General features: G+C 69.3%; 17 protein-coding genes. 15 read left to right on the forward strand and 2 right to left on the reverse strand.

The annotated features are described in order from the left end of the window. The first annotated feature begins 160 nt into the window (after positions 1 to 160). The 15 genes from OG352_RS25655 (at position 161) to recQ (ending at position 18,450) form a co-directional block, all read left to right on the forward strand. Entirely contained in the window at positions 161 to 520 is a 360-nt protein-coding gene (locus OG352_RS25655) for an NADH-quinone oxidoreductase subunit A (RefSeq protein WP_007383963.1), read from the forward strand. A gap of 13 nt (positions 521 to 533) precedes the next feature. Next, positions 534 to 1,088: a NuoB/complex I 20 kDa subunit family protein gene (locus OG352_RS25660; RefSeq protein WP_329220086.1), complete on the forward strand. Its 555-nt coding sequence runs from the start codon at positions 534 to 536 to the stop codon at positions 1,086 to 1,088. Beyond that, positions 1,085 to 1,819 (forward strand): NADH-quinone oxidoreductase subunit C, encoded by a 735-nt coding sequence (locus OG352_RS25665; RefSeq protein WP_329220087.1) that lies wholly within the window; start codon positions 1,085 to 1,087, stop codon positions 1,817 to 1,819. The genes OG352_RS25660 and OG352_RS25665 overlap by 4 nt, the downstream gene beginning before the upstream one ends. After that, positions 1,816 to 3,156 (forward strand): NADH-quinone oxidoreductase subunit D, encoded by a 1,341-nt coding sequence (locus OG352_RS25670; RefSeq protein WP_329220089.1) that lies wholly within the window; start codon positions 1,816 to 1,818, stop codon positions 3,154 to 3,156. The genes OG352_RS25665 and OG352_RS25670 overlap by 4 nt, the downstream gene beginning before the upstream one ends. After that, entirely contained in the window at positions 3,153 to 4,025 is an 873-nt protein-coding gene (nuoE, locus tag OG352_RS25675; protein ID WP_329220090.1) for an NADH-quinone oxidoreductase subunit NuoE, read from the forward strand. The genes OG352_RS25670 and nuoE overlap by 4 nt, the downstream gene beginning before the upstream one ends. Further along, positions 4,022 to 5,374 carry an NADH-quinone oxidoreductase subunit NuoF gene (gene nuoF, locus OG352_RS25680; protein ID WP_329220092.1) on the forward strand — a complete coding sequence of 451 codons (1,353 nt, stop codon included), beginning with the start codon at positions 4,022 to 4,024 and terminating at the stop codon, positions 5,372 to 5,374. The genes nuoE and nuoF overlap by 4 nt, the downstream gene beginning before the upstream one ends. After that, a complete protein-coding gene (locus OG352_RS25685; protein WP_329220094.1) occupies positions 5,371 to 7,902 on the forward strand; it encodes an NADH-quinone oxidoreductase subunit G in 2,532 nt (843 codons plus the stop codon). The genes nuoF and OG352_RS25685 overlap by 4 nt, the downstream gene beginning before the upstream one ends. Then, the gene (gene nuoH, locus OG352_RS25690; protein ID WP_329220096.1) at positions 7,899 to 9,260 is read left to right on the forward strand and encodes an NADH-quinone oxidoreductase subunit NuoH; all 1,362 of its coding nucleotides are present in this window, start codon (positions 7,899 to 7,901) and stop codon (positions 9,258 to 9,260) included. Before OG352_RS25685 ends, nuoH begins: the two co-directional genes overlap by 4 nt. Continuing rightward, complete coding sequence (nuoI, locus tag OG352_RS25695; protein ID WP_329220098.1) at positions 9,253 to 9,864, forward strand: NADH-quinone oxidoreductase subunit NuoI; 612 nt, start codon at positions 9,253 to 9,255, stop codon at positions 9,862 to 9,864. The genes nuoH and nuoI overlap by 8 nt, the downstream gene beginning before the upstream one ends. Further along, complete coding sequence (locus OG352_RS25700) at positions 9,861 to 10,715, forward strand: NADH-quinone oxidoreductase subunit J (RefSeq protein WP_329220099.1); 855 nt, start codon at positions 9,861 to 9,863, stop codon at positions 10,713 to 10,715. The genes nuoI and OG352_RS25700 overlap by 4 nt, the downstream gene beginning before the upstream one ends. After that, positions 10,712 to 11,011, forward strand: coding sequence for an NADH-quinone oxidoreductase subunit NuoK (nuoK, locus tag OG352_RS25705; RefSeq protein ID WP_020130147.1), 300 nt, complete (start codon positions 10,712 to 10,714; stop codon positions 11,009 to 11,011). The genes OG352_RS25700 and nuoK overlap by 4 nt, the downstream gene beginning before the upstream one ends. Positions 11,012 to 11,026: 15 nt before the next feature. Next, positions 11,027 to 12,940 (forward strand): NADH-quinone oxidoreductase subunit L, encoded by a 1,914-nt coding sequence (nuoL, locus tag OG352_RS25710; protein ID WP_329220101.1) that lies wholly within the window; start codon positions 11,027 to 11,029, stop codon positions 12,938 to 12,940. A gap of 5 nt (positions 12,941 to 12,945) precedes the next feature. Further along, positions 12,946 to 14,517, forward strand: a complete 1,572-nt coding sequence (locus tag OG352_RS25715) for an NADH-quinone oxidoreductase subunit M (RefSeq protein WP_329220103.1) — start codon at positions 12,946 to 12,948, stop codon at positions 14,515 to 14,517. Beyond that, positions 14,514 to 16,172 (forward strand): NADH-quinone oxidoreductase subunit NuoN, encoded by a 1,659-nt coding sequence (nuoN, locus tag OG352_RS25720; RefSeq protein ID WP_329220105.1) that lies wholly within the window; start codon positions 14,514 to 14,516, stop codon positions 16,170 to 16,172. Before OG352_RS25715 ends, nuoN begins: the two co-directional genes overlap by 4 nt. Before the next feature lie 217 nt (positions 16,173 to 16,389). Further along, on the forward strand, positions 16,390 to 18,450 hold the full coding sequence (gene recQ / locus OG352_RS25725; RefSeq protein WP_443072508.1) for a DNA helicase RecQ: 2,061 nt from the start codon (positions 16,390 to 16,392) through the stop codon (positions 18,448 to 18,450). A gap of 102 nt (positions 18,451 to 18,552) precedes the next feature. Here recQ and OG352_RS25730 read toward each other — a convergent pair whose 3' ends face one another. Further along, on the reverse strand, positions 18,553 to 18,759 hold the full coding sequence (locus tag OG352_RS25730; RefSeq protein ID WP_329220109.1) for a hypothetical protein: 207 nt from the start codon (positions 18,757 to 18,759) through the stop codon (positions 18,553 to 18,555). An 11-nt stretch (positions 18,760 to 18,770) separates the two neighbouring features. Then, on the reverse strand, positions 18,771 to 19,709 hold the full coding sequence (locus OG352_RS25735) for a M56 family metallopeptidase (protein ID WP_329220111.1): 939 nt from the start codon (positions 19,707 to 19,709) through the stop codon (positions 18,771 to 18,773). Positions 19,710 to 19,912 lie beyond the last annotated feature (203 nt).

Below are 19,912 nucleotides of genomic sequence, written 5' to 3' on the forward strand. Positions count from 1 at the left end.
CACAGATCGGCGGGCATAGGATGCGAGGCAGTTGGGCTTGTGACCTGCTTCACATGTTCGCGATCTTCGTCGGGACGGGCGGGGTTCGTGGGCCGGTGAGGCTGACGTGAGTCCGATGCCATCGCCAGCAGTCAGTGCCGACTGAGAGGAGCGAGGAGCGGTGAACGCGTATGCGCCCATCCTCGTACTGGGAGCCCTCGGGGCAGGCTTTGCGATCTTCTCCGTGGTCATGGCCACGCTGATCGGGCCGAAGCGGTACAACCGCGCCAAGCTCGAGGCCTACGAGTGCGGTATCGAGCCGACCCCCACGCCGGCCGGCGGCGGGCGCTTCCCCATCAAGTACTACCTGACGGCGATGCTCTTCATCGTCTTCGACATCGAGATCGTCTTCCTCTACCCCTGGGCCGTCACCTTCGACGCCCTGGGTGTTTTCGGGCTCGTGGAGATGCTGCTCTTCGTGCTCACCGTCTTCGTCGCGTACGCGTACGTATGGCGGCGCGGCGGCCTGGAATGGGACTGAGGGGCCTTTAGCCATGGGACTCGAAGAAAAGCTGCCGAGTGGTTTCCTGCTGACCACCGTCGAGCAGGCCGCGGGCTGGGTGCGCAAGGCGTCCGTCTTCCCCGCCACGTTCGGCCTCGCGTGCTGTGCCATCGAGATGATGACCACCGGCGCCGGCCGCTACGACCTGGCGCGCTTCGGTATGGAGGTCTTCCGGGGTTCGCCCCGCCAGGCGGACCTGATGATCGTCGCCGGCCGGGTCAGCCAGAAGATGGCGCCGGTGCTCCGGCAGGTCTACGACCAGATGCCCAACCCCAAGTGGGTCATCTCCATGGGCGTGTGCGCCTCCTCCGGAGGCATGTTCAACAACTACGCGATCGTCCAGGGCGTCGACCACATCGTCCCCGTCGACATCTACCTCCCGGGCTGCCCGCCGCGCCCCGAGATGCTGATCGACGCGATCCTCAAGCTCCACCACAAGATCCAGAACTCCAAGCTGGGCGTGAACGCCGAGGAAGCGGCCCGCGAGGCGGAGGAAGCGGCGCTCAAGGCCCTGCCCACGATCGAGATGAAGGGGCTGCTGCGGTGAGCGACGCGAACGGGGTGAACCCCGAGAAGGATCTCTCCTCCTCCAACCTCCCCGGCCAGCGAGGCCAGGGCGGCGAGGAGGTCCGCGTCCAGCGAGGCATGTTCGGAGCGAACAACGGCGGCGACACCTCCGGCTACGGCGGCCTGGTCCGCTCGGTCCGCCTCCCGGGAGCGGCGAGCCGGCCCTACGGCGGCTGGTTCGACGAGGTCGCCGACGAACTCGAGGGCGCGCTGGAGGAGCAGGGCCTGCTCCCCGAGAACGCGATCGAGAAGACGGTCGTCGACCGCGACGAGCTCACCTTCCACATCGAGCGCGAGCACCTGCTCGGCGTCGCCCGCACCCTGCGCGACGACCCGGCCCTGCGCTTCGAGCTCTGTACCGGCGTCAGCGCCGTGCACTACCCGGGCGACAAGGGGCGCGAGCTGCACGCCGTCTACCACCTGCGCTCGATCACCCACAACCGGCTGATCCGCCTGGAGGTCAGCGCCCCGGACGCCGACCCGCACATGCCGTCCCTGGTCTCCGTGTATCCGACCAACGACTGGCACGAGCGCGAGACCTACGACTTCTTCGGGATCGTCTTCGACGATCACCCGGCCCTGACGCGGATCATGATGCCGGACGACTGGCAGGGCCATCCGCAGCGCAAGGACTACCCCCTCGGCGGCATCCCCGTCGAGTACAAGGGCGCCCAGATCCCGGCTCCGGACCAGCGGAGGTCGTACTCGTGAGCACACAGTCAGCATCCGCGGCCTCCGCCGCCTCGCCGCGCGAGACCACCGAGGGCACCGTGTACACGGTCACCGGTGGCGACTGGGACGAGGTCGTCCGGTCCGCGGCCCGCGCCGACGACGAGCGCATCGTCGTCAACATGGGGCCCCAGCACCCCTCCACCCACGGGGTGCTCCGCCTCATCCTGGAGATCGAGGGCGAGACGGTCACCGAGGCCCGCTGCGGCATCGGCTACCTCCACACCGGCATCGAGAAGAACCTCGAGTACCGCACGTGGACACAGGGCACCACGTTCGTGACGCGCATGGACTACCTGACGTCCTTCTTCAACGAGACCGCCTACTGTCTCGCCGTCGAGAAGCTCCTCGGCGTCGAGGACCAGATCACCGAGCGAGCCAAGATCATCCGGGTGCTCCTGATGGAGCTGAACCGGATGTCCTCCCACCTGGTGTGCATCGCCACCGGCGGCATGGAACTCGGCGCCACCACGATCATGATCTACGGATTCCGTGATCGTGAACTGATTCTCGACATCTACGAGCTCATCACGGGCCTGCGGATGAACCACGCGTACATCCGTCCCGGCGGACTCGCCCAGGACCTGCCGCCCGGCGCGGTGGACCAGATCCGCGAGTTCGTGAAGAAGATGAAGAAGAACCTCCCCGAGTACGACAAGCTCGCCACCGGGAACCCCATCTTCAAGGCCCGTATGCAGGACGTCGGCTATCTCGACCTGGCCGGCTGCATGGCCCTCGGCGCCACCGGCCCGATCCTGCGCTCCACCGGCCTCCCGCACGACCTGCGCAAGACGCAGCCGTACTGCGACTACGAGACGTACGACTTCGACGTCCCGACCGCCGACTCCTGCGACTCCTACGGCCGCTTCCTGATCCGGCTGGAGGAGATGCGCCAGTCGCTCAGGATCGTCGAGCAGTGCCTGGACCGGCTGCAGCCCGGCCCGGTCATGGTCGCCGACCGGAAGATCGCCTGGCCCGCCCAGCTCGCCCTGGGACCCGACGGTCTCGGCAACTCCCTCGACCACATCAAGAAGATCATGGGCACCTCCATGGAGGCCCTGATCCACCACTTCAAGCTGGTCACCGAGGGCTTCCGCGTACCGCCGGGACAGGCGTACGTGGCCGTCGAGTCACCCAAGGGCGAACTCGGGGTGCACGCCGTCTCCGACGGAGGCACCCGCCCCTACCGGGTCCACTTCCGGGACCCGTCCTTCACCAACCTGCAGGCCATGGCGGCGATGTGCGAGGGCGGCCAGGTCGCCGACGTCATCGTCGCCGTCGCCTCCATCGACCCCGTGATGGGAGGCGTCGACCGGTGACCATCTCTTCTTCCGCGCAGGGCGTCAGCCTGGGCATGCCCGAACTGCCCGCGCCCGCCTACCCGGACGACGTCCGCGCCCGGCTGGAGGCGGACGCGCGCGAGATCATCGCCCGCTACCCCGACTCCCGGTCCGCGCTCCTGCCGTTGCTGCACCTCGTGCAGGCGGAGGAGGGCCACGTCACGCGCACCGGGATGCGGTTCTGCGCGGACGTGCTGGACCTGACCACGGCCGAGGTCACCGCGGTCGCCACCTTCTACACCATGTACCGGCGCCGCCCCAGCGGCGACTACCAGGTGGGCGTCTGCACCAACACGCTGTGCGCGGTGATGGGCGGCGACGCGATCTTCGAGGAGCTCCAGGAGTACCTGGGTGTCGGCAACGGTGGGACCACCGACGACGGAAAGATCACTCTGGAGCACATCGAGTGCAACGCGGCCTGCGACTTCGCGCCGGTCGTGATGGTCAACTGGGAGTTCTTCGACAACCAGACCGTGCAGAGCGCCAAACGCATGGTGGACGACCTGCGGATCGGACGCACGGTCTCGCCGACGCGCGGTGCGCCGCTGTGCACCTTCAAGGAGACCGCCCGGATCCTGGCGGGCTTCCCCGACGAGCGGGACGGGGCCGTCGAGGCGAGCGGCAGTGCGGGACCGGCGTCGCTGGCGGGTCTTCGCCTGGCAAGGGGAGAGACCGCACCCGCGCGCGTGGTCCACCCGCGGGACGGCGGGCCGCACGACGAGCCGCAGGACCGGGCGGTGCACGAGCCGTCGCCCACCGAGCACCTGAGTTCGCACGACGCGCCGCAGGAGACGTCGGCCTCCGACCCGGCCCACCCGGCAGGGCCTACCGCCGAGGAGGGGGAGTGATGACCTTGGCACCCGAACTGAAAGGCAGCAGCCCCGAGAAGCTGCTCGCACCCGTGCTGTCGGCCTTCTGGGACGAGGACAGGTCCTGGAGCCTGGACGTCTACCGAAGGCACGAAGGATACGAGGGCCTCCGCAAGGCGCTCGCCATGTCGCCGGACGACCTGATCGCGTACGTCAAGGAATCAGGTCTGCGAGGGCGGGGCGGCGCGGGATTCCCGACGGGAATGAAATGGCAGTTCATTCCCCAGGGGGATGGAAAGCCGCACTATCTAGTTGTCAACGCCGACGAATCGGAGCCCGGGACCTGCAAGGACATCCCGCTCCTCTTCGCGAACCCGCACAGCCTCATCGAGGGCATGGTCATCGCGTGTTATGCCATCAGGTCGTCTCATGCCTTCATCTATCTGCGTGGTGAAGTCGTCCCTGTGCTGCGGCGGTTGCACGAGGCCGTGCGCGAGGCCTACGCGGCCGGTTACCTCGGCGAGAACATCCTGGGCAGCGGACTCGACCTCGAACTCACCGTGCACGCCGGCGCCGGCGCGTACATCTGCGGTGAGGAGACCGCGCTGCTCGACTCGCTCGAAGGCCGCCGTGGTCAACCGCGGCTTCGTCCCCCCTTTCCTGCGGTCGCGGGCCTCTACGCGTGCCCGACTGTGGTGAATAACGTCGAGTCGATCGCGTCAGTTCCCGCGATCCTGCAAAACGGCAAAGAATGGTTCAGGTCGATGGGAAGCGAGAAGTCCCCGGGCTTCACGCTCTACTCGCTCAGCGGCCATGTCGCCGGCCCCGGCCAGTACGAAGCCCCGCTCGGCATCACCCTCCGCCAACTCCTCGAGATGAGCGGCGGCATGCGACCCGGGCACCGGCTCAAGTTCTGGACGCCGGGCGGCTCCTCGACGCCGATGTTCACCGACGAGCACCTCGACGTCCCTCTTGACTACGAAGGAGTGGGTGCCGCGGGTTCCATGCTCGGCACCAAAGCTCTGCAGTGCTTCGACGAGACGACCTGCGTCGTGCGTGCCGTCACCCGCTGGACCGAGTTCTACGCCCACGAGTCCTGCGGCAAGTGCACCCCGTGCCGCGAAGGCACGTACTGGCTCGTGCAGTTGCTGCGGGACATCGAGGCAGGCAAGGGCGCCCTCTCCGATCTCGACAAGCTCAACGACATCGCCGACAACATCAACGGCAAGTCCTTCTGCGCCCTCGGCGACGGCGCGGCCTCGCCGATCTTCTCCTCGCTCAAGTACTTCCGCGAGGAGTACGAGGAGCACATCACGGGCCGCGGCTGCCCCTTCGACCCGGCCAGGTCGACGGCCTGGGCGGACAAGCACACGGAGGTGAACGCATGACGGTGACCACCAGCGCTCCCTCCGGGGGCGGCGAGGCGGCGGTCCCGCCGGAAGATCTCGTGACGCTGACCATCGACGGCGCCGAGATCAGCGTGCCCAAGGGCACCCTGGTCATCCGGGCCGCCGAACAGCTCGGCATCGAGATCCCCCGCTTCTGCGACCACCCTCTCCTCGACCCGGCGGGCGCCTGCCGCCAGTGCATCGTCGAGGTCGAGGGCCAGCGCAAACCCATGGCGTCCTGCACGATCACCTGTACGGACGGGATGGTGGTGAAGACTCAACTCACCTCGCCCGTGGCCGAGAAGGCGCAGCACGGTGTGATGGAGCTGCTCCTCATCAACCACCCGCTGGACTGCCCGGTCTGCGACAAGGGCGGCGAGTGCCCCCTGCAGAACCAGGCCATGTCGCACGGCCAGGCGGAGTCCCGCTTCGAGGGCCGCAAGCGGACGTACGAGAAGCCCGTCCCGATCTCCACGCAGGTGCTGCTCGACCGTGAACGGTGCGTGCTGTGCGCGCGCTGCACCCGGTTCTCCAACCAGATCGCGGGCGACCCGATGATCGAGCTGGTCGAGCGGGGCGCGCTGCAGCAGGTCGGCACCGGTGAGGGCGACCCCTTCGAGTCGTACTTCTCCGGCAACACCATCCAGATCTGCCCCGTCGGCGCGCTGACCTCGGCGGCGTACCGATTCCGCTCCCGGCCCTTCGACCTCGTCTCCTCGCACTCCGTGTGCGAGCACTGCTCCGGCGGCTGCGCCACGCGCACCGACCACCGGCGCGGCAAGGTCATGCGGCGCCTGGCCGCCGACGATCCCGAGGTCAACGAGGAGTGGATCTGCGACAAGGGGCGGTTCGCGTTCCGGTACGCGCAGCAGCGGGACCGGCTCGACACGCCTCTGGTGCGCAACGCCGAGGGCGACCTCGTACCGGCTTCCTGGCCGGAGGCGTTGCAGATCGCGGCTCAGGGGCTGCTGGCGTCGCGCGGCAGGACCGGTGTCCTGACCGGCGGCCGGCTCACCGTCGAGGACGCCTACGCGTACAGCAAGTTCGCGCGCGTGGCGCTCGACACCAACGACATCGACTTCCGCGCGCGCGTGCACAGCAGCGAGGAGGCCGACTTCCTGGCCGCCCGCGTCGCAGGCCGGGGCCGTGACCTTGGGGGCACCTCCCGGACGGAGTCTGGGGGAGGTACGGGCGTCACGTACACCTCGCTGGAGAAGGCGCCCGCCGTCCTGCTGGTCGGGTTCGAGTCGGAGGAGGAGGCACCCGGCGTCTTCCTGCGTCTGCGCAAGGCCTGGCGCGGGCACGGGCAGCGGGTGTTCTCGCTGGCCACGCATGCCACCCGGGGTCTGGGGAAGGCGGGCGGCACGCTGCTGCCGGCCGCTCCGGGCACCGAGACGGAGTGGCTGGACGCGCTGGCGAGTGATGACGGCCTGGAGGGCGCGGGCGCGAAGGCCGCCGAGGCGCTGCGGGCCGACGGCGCGGTGATCGTCGTCGGGGAGCGGCTGGCCAGTGTGGCCGGCGGTCTCACCGCCGCCGTGCGGGCCGCCTCGGCGACCGGCGCCCGGCTGGCGTGGATTCCGCGCAGGGCGGGGGAGCGGGGCGCGATCGAGGCGGGTGCGCTGCCGTCGCTGCTGCCGGGCGGACGTCCGGCCACCGATCCACGCGCGCGTGCGGAGGTCGCCGCGGTCTGGGGCCTGGCCGAACTCCCGCACCGGTACGGCCGGGACACCGGGCAGATCGTCGAGGCCGCCGCGTCCGGCGAACTTCAGGCGCTGCTCGTCGCGGGCGTCGAGGTCGCGGACCTGCCCGACCCGCCGCGCGCGCGTGAGGCGCTCGCCGAGGCCGGTTTCGTGGTGTCGCTGGAGCTGCGGCCCGGCGAGGTCGCCGAGCGCGCCGACGTCGTCCTCCCGGTGGCCGCGGTCGCCGAGAAGGCGGGCGCCTTCCTCAACTGGGAGGGCCGGGTCCGCTCCTTCGAGGCGGCGCTGAAGCCCGACCAGATGACCCGCCGCCCGGCGCCCTCCGACGCGCGCGTGCTGCAGATGCTGGCCGACGCCATGGACGTCCACCTCGGCCTGCCGGACCTGCGCACCGCGCGCGCGGAGCTCGACCGGCTCGGCGCCTGGGACGGCCCCCGGGCCACCGAACCCCTGGAGACCGCCGCTCAGTTGCCGCGCCCCGCCGCCGGGGAGGCCGTCCTCGCCGGGCACCGTCTGCTGCTCGACCAGGGTGTCCTCCAGCAGGGCGACGAGGCGCTCGCCGGGACCCGGCACGCCGCACGCGCGCGTGTGTCGCCCGCCACGGCCGCCGAGGCGGGCGTCAAGGACGGCGACGTGCTCGCCGTGACCGGACCCGCCGGAGTGGTCGAACTGCCGCTGCAGATCACCGAGATGCCCGACCGCGTGGTCTGGCTCCCGCTGAACTCCACCGGCCGGGGCGTCGCCTCCGACGCCGGGGCCACGCCCGGCTCCCTCGTCCGTATCGGCCCGGCGACGCTCACCGCCGACGCCCCCAAGGAGGTGGAGGCATGAGCCCGTACTTCGCCGCTGAAGACCTCTCGATGTTCGGCCGCGACCCCTGGTGGCTGGTCGTCGTCAAGGCCGTCTTCTGCTTCGCCTTCCTGATGGTGACCGTGCTGTTCTCCATCGTGTGGGAGCGCAAGGTCGTCGCCTGGATGCAACTGCGCATCGGTCCCAACCGGCACGGCCCCTGGGGCATGCTCCAGTCGCTCGCCGACGGCGTCAAACTGATGCTGAAGGAGGACCTCATCGTCAAGCGCGCGGACAAGGTGGTGTACGTCCTCGCGCCGATCATCGCGGCCATCCCGGCCTTCATGGCGATCGCGGTGATCCCCTTCGGCCCGGCCGACAACGAGATCTCGATCCTCGGCCAGCGCACCACGATGCAGTTGACCGACCTGCCGATCGCGATGCTCTACATCCTCGCGGTCGCCTCGGTAGGCATCTACGGCATCGTGCTGGCGGGCTGGAGTTCCGGCTCCACCTACCCGCTGCTGGGCGGCCTGCGGTCCTGCGCGCAGATGATCTCCTACGAGATCGCCATGGGCGCCGCGTTCGCGTCGGTGTTCCTCTACTCGGGGTCGATGTCGACGTCGACGATCGTCGAGCAGCAGCAGGACCGCTGGTACATCCTGCTGCTGCCGGTGTCGTTCATCCTGTACATCGTCACGATGGTCGGCGAGACCAACCGCGCCCCCTTCGACATGCCGGAGTCCGAGGGCGACCTGGTCGGCGGCTTCAACACCGAGTACTCGTCGATCAAGTTCGCGCTGTTCATGCTCGCCGAGTACGTGAACATGGTGACGGTCTCCGCCGTGGCGACCACGCTCTTCCTCGGCGGCTGGCGGGCCCCCTGGCCGATCAGCACCTTCTGGGAGGGCGCGAACCACGGCTGGTGGCCGATGCTCTGGTTCGTCGTCAAGGTGCAACTGCTGCTGTTCTTCTTCATCTGGCTGCGCGGCACGCTGCCCCGCGTCCGCTACGACCAGTTGATGAAGCTCGGCTGGAAGGTCCTGATCCCGGTCTCGGTGACGTGGCTGATGCTCGTCGCGACGGTGCGCACGCTGCGCAACGAGCACTACGACTTCGCCGACATCTTCCTGTACGTCGCCGGCGGTGTCCTGGGCGTGCTGTTGCTCTCCTTCGTCGTGGACATGTTCCGCAACGGAGGGAAGGAGGCGCAGGCCCCCGCCGAGACGGCCGGTTTCGACCCGATGGCGGGCGGATTCCCCGTGCCGCCGCTGCCCGGACAGGAGCTGCCGCCGGTGCCGAGGCGCAGCCCGCGCCGGGAGCGGGAGCTCATTGTCAGTGGTGGGGTGGACACTGTGAGTGACGGATCGCTGGATGGAAAGGAGGCGTCCGATGGCTGAGGAGCCAAAGGAGACCGGGCAGTCGAAGCCCGGCTTCCAGAACCCCGTGGCCGGCTTCGGTGTGACCTTCAAGGCCATGTTCAAGAAGCGGCTGACCGAGCAGTACCCGGAGCAGGAGAAGACCACGGCTCCCCGGTTCCACGGACGGCACCAGCTCAACCGCCATCCGGACGGCCTGGAGAAGTGCGTCGGCTGCGAGCTGTGCGCCTGGGCCTGCCCCGCCGACGCCATCTACGTGGAGGGCGCGGACAACACAGAGGAGGAGCGCTACTCGCCGGGCGAGCGGTACGGGCGCGTCTACCAGATCAACTACGCCCGCTGCATCCTGTGCGGCCTGTGCATCGAGGCGTGCCCCACGCGCGCGTTGACGATGACCAACGAGTTCGAGCTCGCCGACTCCAGCCGCGCCAACCTGATCTACACCAAGGAGCAACTGCTCGCCGGCCTCGAGGACGGCATGGTGGACTCCCCGCACGCCATCTACCCGGGGACGGACGAACAGGACTACTACCAAGGTCTGGTCACGGAGGCCGCGCCGGGCACGGAGCAGCAGGTTGCCGTCTCCAAGGGCGAGAAGCCTTTGGACGAGGAGGTGGAGGCATGAGCGCGCAGCTCGCCGCCTACTCCACCTCCACCGGCGAGGCCTTTCAGTTCTGGGTGCTCGGCACCGTCGCGGTGATCGGTGCCCTGTGCACCGTCTTCATGAAGAGGGCCGTGCACAGCGCGCTCTGCCTCGCCGGAACCATGATCGTCCTGGCGGTGTTCTACCTCGCCAACGGCGCCTACTTCCTGGGCATCGTGCAGATCGTCGTCTACACCGGCGCGATCATGATGCTGTTCCTGTTCGTGGTGATGCTCGTGGGCGTCACCGCGGCGGACTCCCTGAAGGAGACCATCAAGGGCCAGCGCTGGCTGGCCCTCGTCAGCGGCCTCGGCTTCGGCGTCCTGCTGATCGCCGGCATCGGCAACGCCTCCCTGACGGAGTTCGACGGCCTCGCCGAGGCGAACGCGAACGGCAACGTGGAGGGCCTCGCGGCCCTCATCTTCACGAAGTACGTCTTCGCCTTCGAGATCACCGGCGCGCTGCTCATCACGGCCGCCGTCGGCGCCATGGTGCTCACCCACCGCGAGCGCACCGAGCGCCCGAAGACCCAGCGGGAGCTGTCCGAACAGCGGGTCCGCGAGGGCAAGCACGTACCGCCGCTGCCCGCCCCCGGGGTGTACGCGCGGCACAACGCCGTCGACGTCCAGGGCCTGCTGCCCGACGGCACTCCGTCGGAGCTCACGGTCAGCAAGACGCTGCGCGAGCGCGGCCAGATCCGGGACGTGTCCACCGAGGCGCTGAACGACCTCAAGGCCTTGGAACAGCGCGCCGAGGAGCGCCTGGAGCGGTCCGCGATCGAGCCGCCGCACCTGAAGCGGAACTCTCCGCAGGCCGAGGAGGCATCGAAGTGAACCCCGTCAACTACCTCTACCTCGCGGCCCTGTTGTTCACGATCGGTGCGACGGGTGTGCTGATCAGGCGCAACGCGATCGTCGTGTTCATGTGCATCGAACTCATGCTCAACGCCTGCAACCTCGCGTTCGTCACCTTCTCCCGGATGCACGGCAATCTCGACGGCCAGATCATCGCCTTCTTCACGATGGTCGTCGCCGCCGCGGAGGTCGTGGTGGGACTCGCGATCATCGTGTCGCTGTTCCGTTCCCGCCACTCGGCCTCGGTCGACGACGCCAGCCTGATGAAGCTGTAAGGGGTCGGAAGAATCGTGGAGAACCTGATTGCGCTGCTCATCGCGGCGCCCCTGCTCGGAGCGGCCGTCCTTCTGGTCGGCGGCCGTCGGCTCGACGCCGTGGGCCACTGGATCGGCACGCTCCTGTCGACCACCTCGTTCGTGCTCGCCGTCGTCCTCTTCGGCGACCTGCTGAGCAAGGACGCCGAACACCGGACCCTGACGCAGTACCTGTTCAGCTGGATCCCGGTCGAGGGCTTCCAGGCGGACGTCGCCTTCCGCCTCGACCAGTTGTCGATGACGTTCGTGCTGCTGATCACGGGCGTCGGCTCGCTGATCCACCTGTACTCGGTCGGGTACATGGAGCACGACGAGCGGCGCCGCCGCTTCTTCGGCTACCTGAACCTGTTCCTCGCGGCGATGCTGCTGCTCGTCCTCGCCGACAACTACCTGCTGCTGTACGTCGGCTGGGAGGGCGTCGGTCTCGCGTCCTACCTGCTCATCGGCTTCTGGCAGCACAAGCCCAGCGCCGCGACGGCCGCGAAGAAGGCCTTCCTGGTCAACCGCGTCGGCGACATGGGCCTGTCGATCGCCATCATGCTGATGTTCACCACCTTCGGCACCTTCGCCTTCGGCCCGCTGCTCGGGACGGAGGGAGAACCCGGCATCGCCGGGGACGCGAGCGAGGGCAGGCTCACCGCCATCGCCCTGATGCTGCTGCTCGCCGCCTGCGGCAAGTCCGCCCAGGTGCCGTTGCAGTCCTGGCTCGGGGACGCCATGGAGGGCCCGACCCCGGTCTCGGCCCTCATCCACGCGGCGACGATGGTGACCGCGGGCGTGTACCTGATCGTCCGGTCCGCCGCGATCTTCAACGCGGCGCCCGACGCGCAACTGGTCGTCACGGTCGTAGGCGCCGTCACGCTCCTGTTCGGTGCGATCGTCGGTTGCGCGAAGGACGACATCAAGAAGGCGCTGGCCGGCTCGACGATGTCGCAGATCGGCTACATGGTGCTGGCCGCGGGCCTCGGCCCCATCGGCTACGTCTTCGCGATCATGCACCTGGTGACGCACGGCTTCTTCAAGGCCGGTCTGTTCCTCGGCGCCGGCTCGGTCATGCACGGCATGAACGACGAGGTCGACATGAGGAAGTACGGCGGCCTCCGGACGTACATGCCGATCACCTTCGTCACCTTCGGCCTCGGCTACCTCGCCATCATCGGCTTCCCGGGGCTGTCCGGCTTCTTCTCCAAGGACAAGATCATCGAGGCGGCGTTCGCCAAGGGCGGCACCGAGGGCTGGATCCTCGGCGGCTGCGCCCTGCTCGGCGCGGCCATCACCGCGTACTACATGACGCGCGTGATGCTGATGACGTTCTTCGGCGAGAAGCGCTGGCAGCCCGACGAGCACGGGCACGAGCCGCACCCGCACGAGTCCCCGAAGTCCATGACGATCCCGATGATCGTGCTGGCCTTCGGATCGGTCTTCGCCGGCGGGTTCTTCAGCATCGGCGACCGCTTCGTGCACTGGCTGGAGCCGGTCACCGGCCACTCCCACGGCGACTCCCCGGTCAGCGCCCTGACGGTCACCCTCGCCACCATGGTGGTGCTCGTCGTCGGAGTGGCCATCGCCTACGCCCAGTACGGTCGCCGTCCCGTCCCCGTCGTCGCCCCGCGCGGGTCGCTGCTCACCCGCGCGGCCCGGCGCGACCTGCTCCAGGACGACTTCAACCACGTCGTCCTGGTCCGCGGCGGCGAGCACCTCACGCGCTCCCTGGTCTACGTCGACCACACCCTGGTCGACGGCGTCGTCAACGGCACGGCGGCCTCGGTCGGCGGCCTCTCCGGGCGGCTGCGCCGGCTGCAGAACGGCTACGCGCGTTCGTACGCGGTCTCGATGTTCGGCGGTGTGGCGATCCTCATCGCCGCGACCCTGCTGATGAGGGCGGTCTGATACCGATGTCCTTTCCTCTGCTGACAGCGACGGCCGCGCTCCCGGCGATCGGGGCGGTCGCCACGGCCGCCGTACCGGCCGCCCGGCGCAACGCCGCCAAAGCGCTGGCGCTGCTGTTCTCCCTCGGGACGCTCGCCCTGGCGATCGTCGTCCTGGTCCGCTTCGACCCCGGCGGCGACCGCTACCAGCTCACCGAATCCCACTCCTGGATCAAGGACTTCGGGGTCAGGTACGAGCTGGGCGTGGACGGCATCGCGGTCGCGCTCATCGCGCTGACCGCCCTGCTGATCCCGTTCATCATCCTGGCGGGCTGGCACGACGCCGATCCACTGGAGACGGGCAACAAGCGCTGGCGGCCTACGCAGGGCTTCTTCGCCCTGATCCTGGCCGTCGAGGCGATGGTGATCATCTCCTTCGAGGCCACCGACGTCTTCCTCTTCTACATCTTCTTCGAAGCCATGCTCATCCCGATGTACTTCCTCATCGGCGGCTTCGGCGACCGTGCCCATGAGTACGGCGAGGAGACGGCGTCCACGCAACGGTCGTACGCGGCCGTGAAGTTCCTGCTGTACAACCTGGTCGGCGGTCTGATCATGCTGGCCGCGGTGATCGGCCTCTATGTCGTCGCCGGGAACTTCAGCCTCCAGGAGATCGCGCAGGCCCGCGCCGGCGGCACGCTCGACATGGCGACGAACACCGAACGCTGGCTGTTCCTCGGTTTCTTCTTCGCCTTCGCGGTGAAGGCCCCCCTGTGGCCGCTGCACACCTGGCTGCCCAACGCCATGGGCGAGGCCACCGCGCCGGTCGCCGTGCTCATCACGGCGGTCGTCGACAAGGTGGGCACTTTCGCGATGCTCCGGTTCTGCCTCCAGTTGTTCCCGGAGGCGAGCAAGTGGGCGACGCCCGTCATCCTCGTCCTCGCGGTGATCAGCATCATCTACGGGGCGCTGCTCGCCGTGGGACAGCGGGACATCAAGCGGCTGGTGGCGTACGCGTCGATCTCGCACTTCGGGTTCATCGTGCTGGGCATCTTCGCGATGACCAGCCAGGGGCAGTCCGGCGCGACGCTCTACATGGTCAACCACGGCATCTCGACAGCGGCCCTGATGCTGGTCGCCGGCTTCCTGATCTCGCGCCGTGGCTCGCGGCTCATCGCCGACTACGGCGGGGTGCAGAAGGTCGCCCCGGTGCTCGCCGGCACCTTCCTGATCGGCGGCCTGGCGACGCTGTCGCTGCCCGGGCTCGCGCCCTTCGTGAGCGAGTTCCTCGTCCTGGTCGGCACGTTCGCGCGCTACCCGGCGATCGGCATCATCGCCACCTTCGGCATCGTCCTCGCCGCGCTCTACACCCTCGTCCTCTACCAGCGGACGATGACGGGCCCGGTGAAACCCGAGGTCTCCGCGATGCCCGACCTCCGCGCGCGTGAGCTCGTGGTCGTCGCCCCGCTGATCGTGCTGCTGATCTTCCTCGGCGTCTATCCGAAGCCGGTCACGGACATCGTGAACCCGGCGGTCAAGCAGACCCTGTCCGACGTACACAAGAAGGACCCCAAGCCCGAGGTGGAGGCGGCCAAGTGAGCGCATCAGCCGTCCACAGCCTGTGGACAACGGCGGCAACCGCGGCCGAACCGATCTCGAAGATCGACACGCCCAAGATCGAGTACGGGCAATTGTCGCCCACCTTGATCGTCGTCGGCGCGGCGGTCATCGGGGTGCTGGTCGAGGCGTTCGTGCCGCGCAAGCACCGCTACTACGCACAGTTGTTCGTATCCGTCGTGGCGCTGGTCGCCGCCTTCGCCGCGGTGGTCGCGCTGGCGGAGGGCGGGTACGGCACCACGAAGGCGCGCATCGCCGCCATGGGCGCGATCGCCGTCGACGGACCGGCCCTCTTCCTCCAGGGCACCATCCTGCTGGCCGCCCTGGTCGGCCTCTTCACCTTCGCCGAGCGGCGCCTCGACCCCGAGGTGCACGGCAACCGCGTCGACTCCTTCGCAGCCCAGGCGGCCTCCGTGCCGGGCAGCGACAGCGAGCAGGCCGCCGTCAAGGCCGGGTTCGCGACCACCGAGGTCTTCCCGCTGCTGCTGTTCGCGGTCGCCGGCATGCTGGTCTTCCCGTCGGCCAACGACCTGCTGACCTTCTTCATCGCCCTGGAAGTCTTCTCGCTGCCGCTGTACCTGCTGTGCGCCCTGGCCCGCCGCAAGCGGCTCATGTCGCAGGAGGCCGCGGTCAAGTACTTCCTCCTCGGCGCGTTCGCCTCCGCGTTCACCCTCTTCGGCATCGCGCTGCTGTACGGGTACGCGGGCTCGGTGTCGTACGGCACGATCGCGCAGGTCGTCGACGGCACCGTCCAGAACGTCAACCCGGCGCTCGCCGACACCATGGGCAACGACGCGCTGCTCCTCGTCGGCGCGGCGATGATCGTCATGGGGCTGCTGTTCAAGGTGGGCGCGGTGCCGTTCCACATGTGGACGCCCGACGTCTACCAGGGCGCGCCGACCCCGGTCACCGGCTTCATGGCCGCGGCGACCAAGGTGGCCGCCTTCGGCGCGCTGCTGCGCCTGCTGTACGTCGTGCTGCCCGGCCTGCGCTGGGACTGGCGGCCGGTCATGTGGGGCGTCGCGATCGTCACCATGCTGGGCGGCGCGATCGTCGCGATCACGCAGACCGACATCAAGCGGCTGCTGGCGTACTCGTCCATCGCGCACGCCGGATTCATCCTTGCGGGTGTCATCGCGACCACTCCGGACGGCGTGTCGTCCGTCCTCTTCTACCTGGCCGCGTACTCGTTCGTGACGATCGGCGCGTTCGCGGTGGTCACCCTCGTGCGCGACGCCGGTGGCGAGGCCACGCACCTGTCCAAGTGGGCGGGGCTCGGCCGGCGGTCGCCGCTGGTGGCGGCCGTGTTCGCGGTGTTCCTGCTGGCCTTCGCCGGCATCCCGCTGACCTCCGGGTTCGCCGGAAAGTTCGCCGTGTTCAAGGCGGCCGCGGAGGGCGGCGCGGCTCCGCTGGTCGTGGTCGGTGTGATCTCGTCGGCGATCGCCGCCTTCTTCTACATCCGGGTGATCGTGCTGATGTTCTTCAGCGAGCCGCGGCCCGAGGGCCCGACCGTCGCCGTTCCGTCGCCGCTGACGATGATGGCGATCGGGGTGGGCGTGGCGGTCACGCTGGTGCTCGGTGTGGCGCCGCAGTACTTCCTGGACCTGGCGAACCAGGCCGGGGTGTTCGTGCGCTGACCTACGGCGCGTGCGTGTGTGCGTGCTTGCGTGATTTGTGTGCGGCGGGCCCGGTTCCCCTTGGTTTTCCCAGAGGGGCCGGGCCCGCAGTCATGTTCGAGTGACGAGAGTTGTACACAGGGTGACTCGATTGGGCCTGTGGATAACTCGGGTGCTGTCAGTCCGGACCCCTATCGTGGAGGCAGTGGTCGAGGGACGACGTACGGGGGACCAGACGATGGGCGGGACGGGTGGGATCAGCGCGATGACAGCGATCACCGGGACACCGGAGCGGACCGATAGCGAGGCGCTGGCCACGCTGCACCGGGTCTTCGGGTACGAGGCCTTCCGCGGCGAGCAGCAAGCGGTCATCGAACACGTGGTGGCCGGCGGGGACGCGGTCGTCCTCATGCCGACCGGCGGCGGCAAGTCGCTGTGCTACCAGATCCCGTCCCTGGTCAGACCCGGTACGGGCATCGTCGTCTCGCCTCTCATCGCGCTCATGCAGGATCAGGTGAACGCGCTGCGGGCGCTCGGCGTGAACGCCGGGTTCATGAACTCCACGCAGAACTTCGACGAGCGGCGCGTGGTCGAGGCCGAGTTCCTCGCAGGCGAGTTGGACCTGCTGTACCTGGCGCCGGAGCGACTGCGCCTGGACTCCACGCTGGACCTCCTCTCGCGCGGCAAGATCGCGGTCTTCGCGATCGACGAGGCGCACTGCGTGTCCCAGTGGGGCCACGACTTCCGCCCCGACTACCTCTCGCTCTCCCTGCTCGGCGAGCGCTGGCCGGACGTCCCACGGATCGCGCTCACGGCGACGGCCACCCACGCGACGCACGAGGAGATCACCCAGCGGCTGAACATGCCGTCGGCCCGGCACTTCGTGGCGAGCTTCGACCGGCCCAACATCCAGTACCGGATCGTGCCGAAGGCCGACCCCAAGAAGCAGTTGCTGAGCTTCCTGCACGAGGAGCACGCGGGCGACGCGGGCATCGTGTACTGCCTCTCGCGCAACTCCGTGGAGAAGACAGCCGAGTTCCTCTCCCGCAACGGCGTGGAGGCGGTGCCCTACCACGCGGGTCTGGACGCGGGCACACGCGCGGCGCACCAGTCCCGGTTCCTGCGGGAGGACGGCCTGGTCGTGTGCGCGACCATCGCGTTCGGCATGGGCATCGACAAGCCCGACGTGCGGTTCGTCGCCCACCTCGACCTCCCCAAGTCGATCGAGGGCTACTACCAGGAGACGGGGCGCGGCGGCCGTGACGGACTGCCCTCCACGGCATGGATGGCGTACGGCCTCAACGACGTCATACAGCAGCGCAAGCTGATCCAGTCCGGTGAGGGCGACGAGGCCTTCCGGCGGCGGGCAGGCGCCCACCTGGACTCGATGCTGGCCCTGTGTGAGACCGCCCAGTGCCGCCGCAGCCAACTCCTCGCCTACTTCGGCCAGGACCCCGCCGCGGCGGGCTGCGGCAACTGCGACACCTGCCTCACGCCGCCGGAGACCTGGGACGGCACGGTCGCGGCCCAGAAGGTGCTGTCGACCGTGGTGCGGCTGCAGCGGGAGCGCGGGCAGAAGTTCGGCGCCGTGCAGATCGTCGACATCCTGATGGGCAAGCGCACGGCCAAGGTGATCCAGTTCGACCACGACCAGTTGTCGGTGTTCGGCATCGGCGAGGATCTCGCCGAAGGCGAATGGCGGGGCGTCGTACGGCAGTTGCTGGCACAGGGGCTGCTCGCGGTCGAGGGGGAGTACGGCACGCTGGTGCTGACGGAGGCCAGCGGCGAGGTACTGCGCCGCGAGCGGGACGTACCGCTGCGCAAGGAGCCGAAGAAGCCGGCCACGTCGAAGGCGTCGGGCTCTTCCTCCTCCGGCAGGAACAAGCCCAAGGCCGCCGCGGCCGAGCTGCCCGAGGAACTGCTGCCCGCCTTCGAGGCCCTGCGCGCCTGGCGCGCCGAACAGGCCCGCGAACAGGGTGTTCCCGCGTACGTCATCTTCCACGACGCCACACTCCGGGAGATCGCCACGGCCTGGCCGACGTCGGTGCGACAGCTCGGCGGCATCAGCGGGGTCGGCGAGAAGAAGCTCGTGACGTACGGGGAGGGCGTGATCGCGGTCCTGGCCTCACTGGACGGCCCACTGGGCACCGCCACCGATCCGGCGCCTGCCGGGGGCTCGGTTCCCGGCTCCGCACCCGGCGCTGCTCCCGGCGCTGCTCAGGGTGCCGCCGCGGATCCGGGCGCCTCGGACTACTGGCCCGAGATGGACGCGGAACCGGAACCCGAGGACTGGATATAGGGGACTGGACACGGGGGACCGACCCGACGGGCTGACTGGACGGGCTGACAGGACTGGCACCTGGCGGGGACGGCTGGGGACCGGCCTCAGCGGAGCGGTTCCTCATAGGCACGTGGCGCATGTCGCGTACGCCCTGACGTCCGAGTCCGTCGTCGCCGTGGCCAGGGCGGCGCGGGCGGCCTCCGGGGCGGGTGCGGTGACGGGGCCCATCGTGCGGACCTCGTTGGTGACATGGCCTTGAGCGGCGACGGTGGTCGCGCCCCGGCCTGCGTGGCTGCTGACCTGGGAAGACTGGCGGATCTTGACCAAGATCCGCCAGGTCAGGACAACGCCGTCAGTCCCGGGGCGAAGGTGATCAGCAGGGGCAGCAGGGGGACCAGCGTGGCCGCTGCCGTCGTCAGCGCCCGGTGTCTGCGGAGCAGGCGCGGGGGCGGCTGGAGCAGTCGGTCGACGCGCTCGCCCAGGAGGCGGTGACTGGAGGCGCAGGACAGGACGCCCCGGTGCTGGTTCAGCTCGATCAGAGCCAGCGCCGTCGTCAGATGGCCGCAGCGGCGCGACGCCGTGTCGTCGGCGGCGAGTTCGACCAGGCGGTGGGTCTGGTCGCAGAAGTGGGAGAAGAGCGGAATACGGGGGAAGCCGGTGGCAAGGGCGGTCGAGAGGTGGAGCAGCCAGTCGTGGTGGGCGCGGGCATGGCCGCGTTCGTGGGTGAGGACGGCGTCCAGTTGGTGGGAGGTGAGGCGGTGCAGGGCGCCGGTCGTCACGATCAACTGGGGCGGACTGCCGGGCATCCACCAGGCGTCGGGATACTCGTCCTCCAGCACGAGCAGCGGGCCGCGGGCGGAAGGCAGGCCCGCAGGCAGGTCCGGGGCGCGTTCCCGCAGGTGCGCCCTGGCCTGGCCACGACGCCGGCGCGCGTCGACGAGCTCGCGGGCCAGCATCGCGGTGGTCCAGGCGGCCCCGCAGGCCAGCAGCAGAGTCAGGGCCGCTGCCCACAGTGGGACGCCGGAGAGGTCGTACGCCTCGGTGACCGCGGGCGGTGCGGGGGCGAAGACCCGCGCGCGGACGGTGTGGAACACGGCCGTGGCACCCAGCACCAGGGCTGTCAGGCAGCACAGCAGGACCGTGGCGACCAGGCACTGCCACACCCACAGCCCGACCACGGGCTCCCGCTCGGGCCATACGGAGCGGGTGAGCGCACGCGGAGCCGGCACGGCGGCCGTCAGCGCGACGACGCTCAGCAGGAGCAGGCAGACGGTCATGCCATGGGCTCCGGATCCTGGTCGGGAAGGGGGCGTGCGCCACGTGCGCACGGGATGCGTACCGCGTACCCGTGTGTGTGCGGCCTGCCACGGGCGACGGGCTCGGTGCGAGGACCGTGCCCGCCGCCAGTATGACGGCGGTTACTCCGGGAGTCAGCCCACGAAGACGCCCCGATTCAGCCCGGACCGCCCCGCACTGTCCC

The organism is Streptomyces sp. NBC_01485, from assembly GCF_036227125.1.
GTDB lineage: Bacteria > Actinomycetota > Actinomycetes > Streptomycetales > Streptomycetaceae > Streptomyces.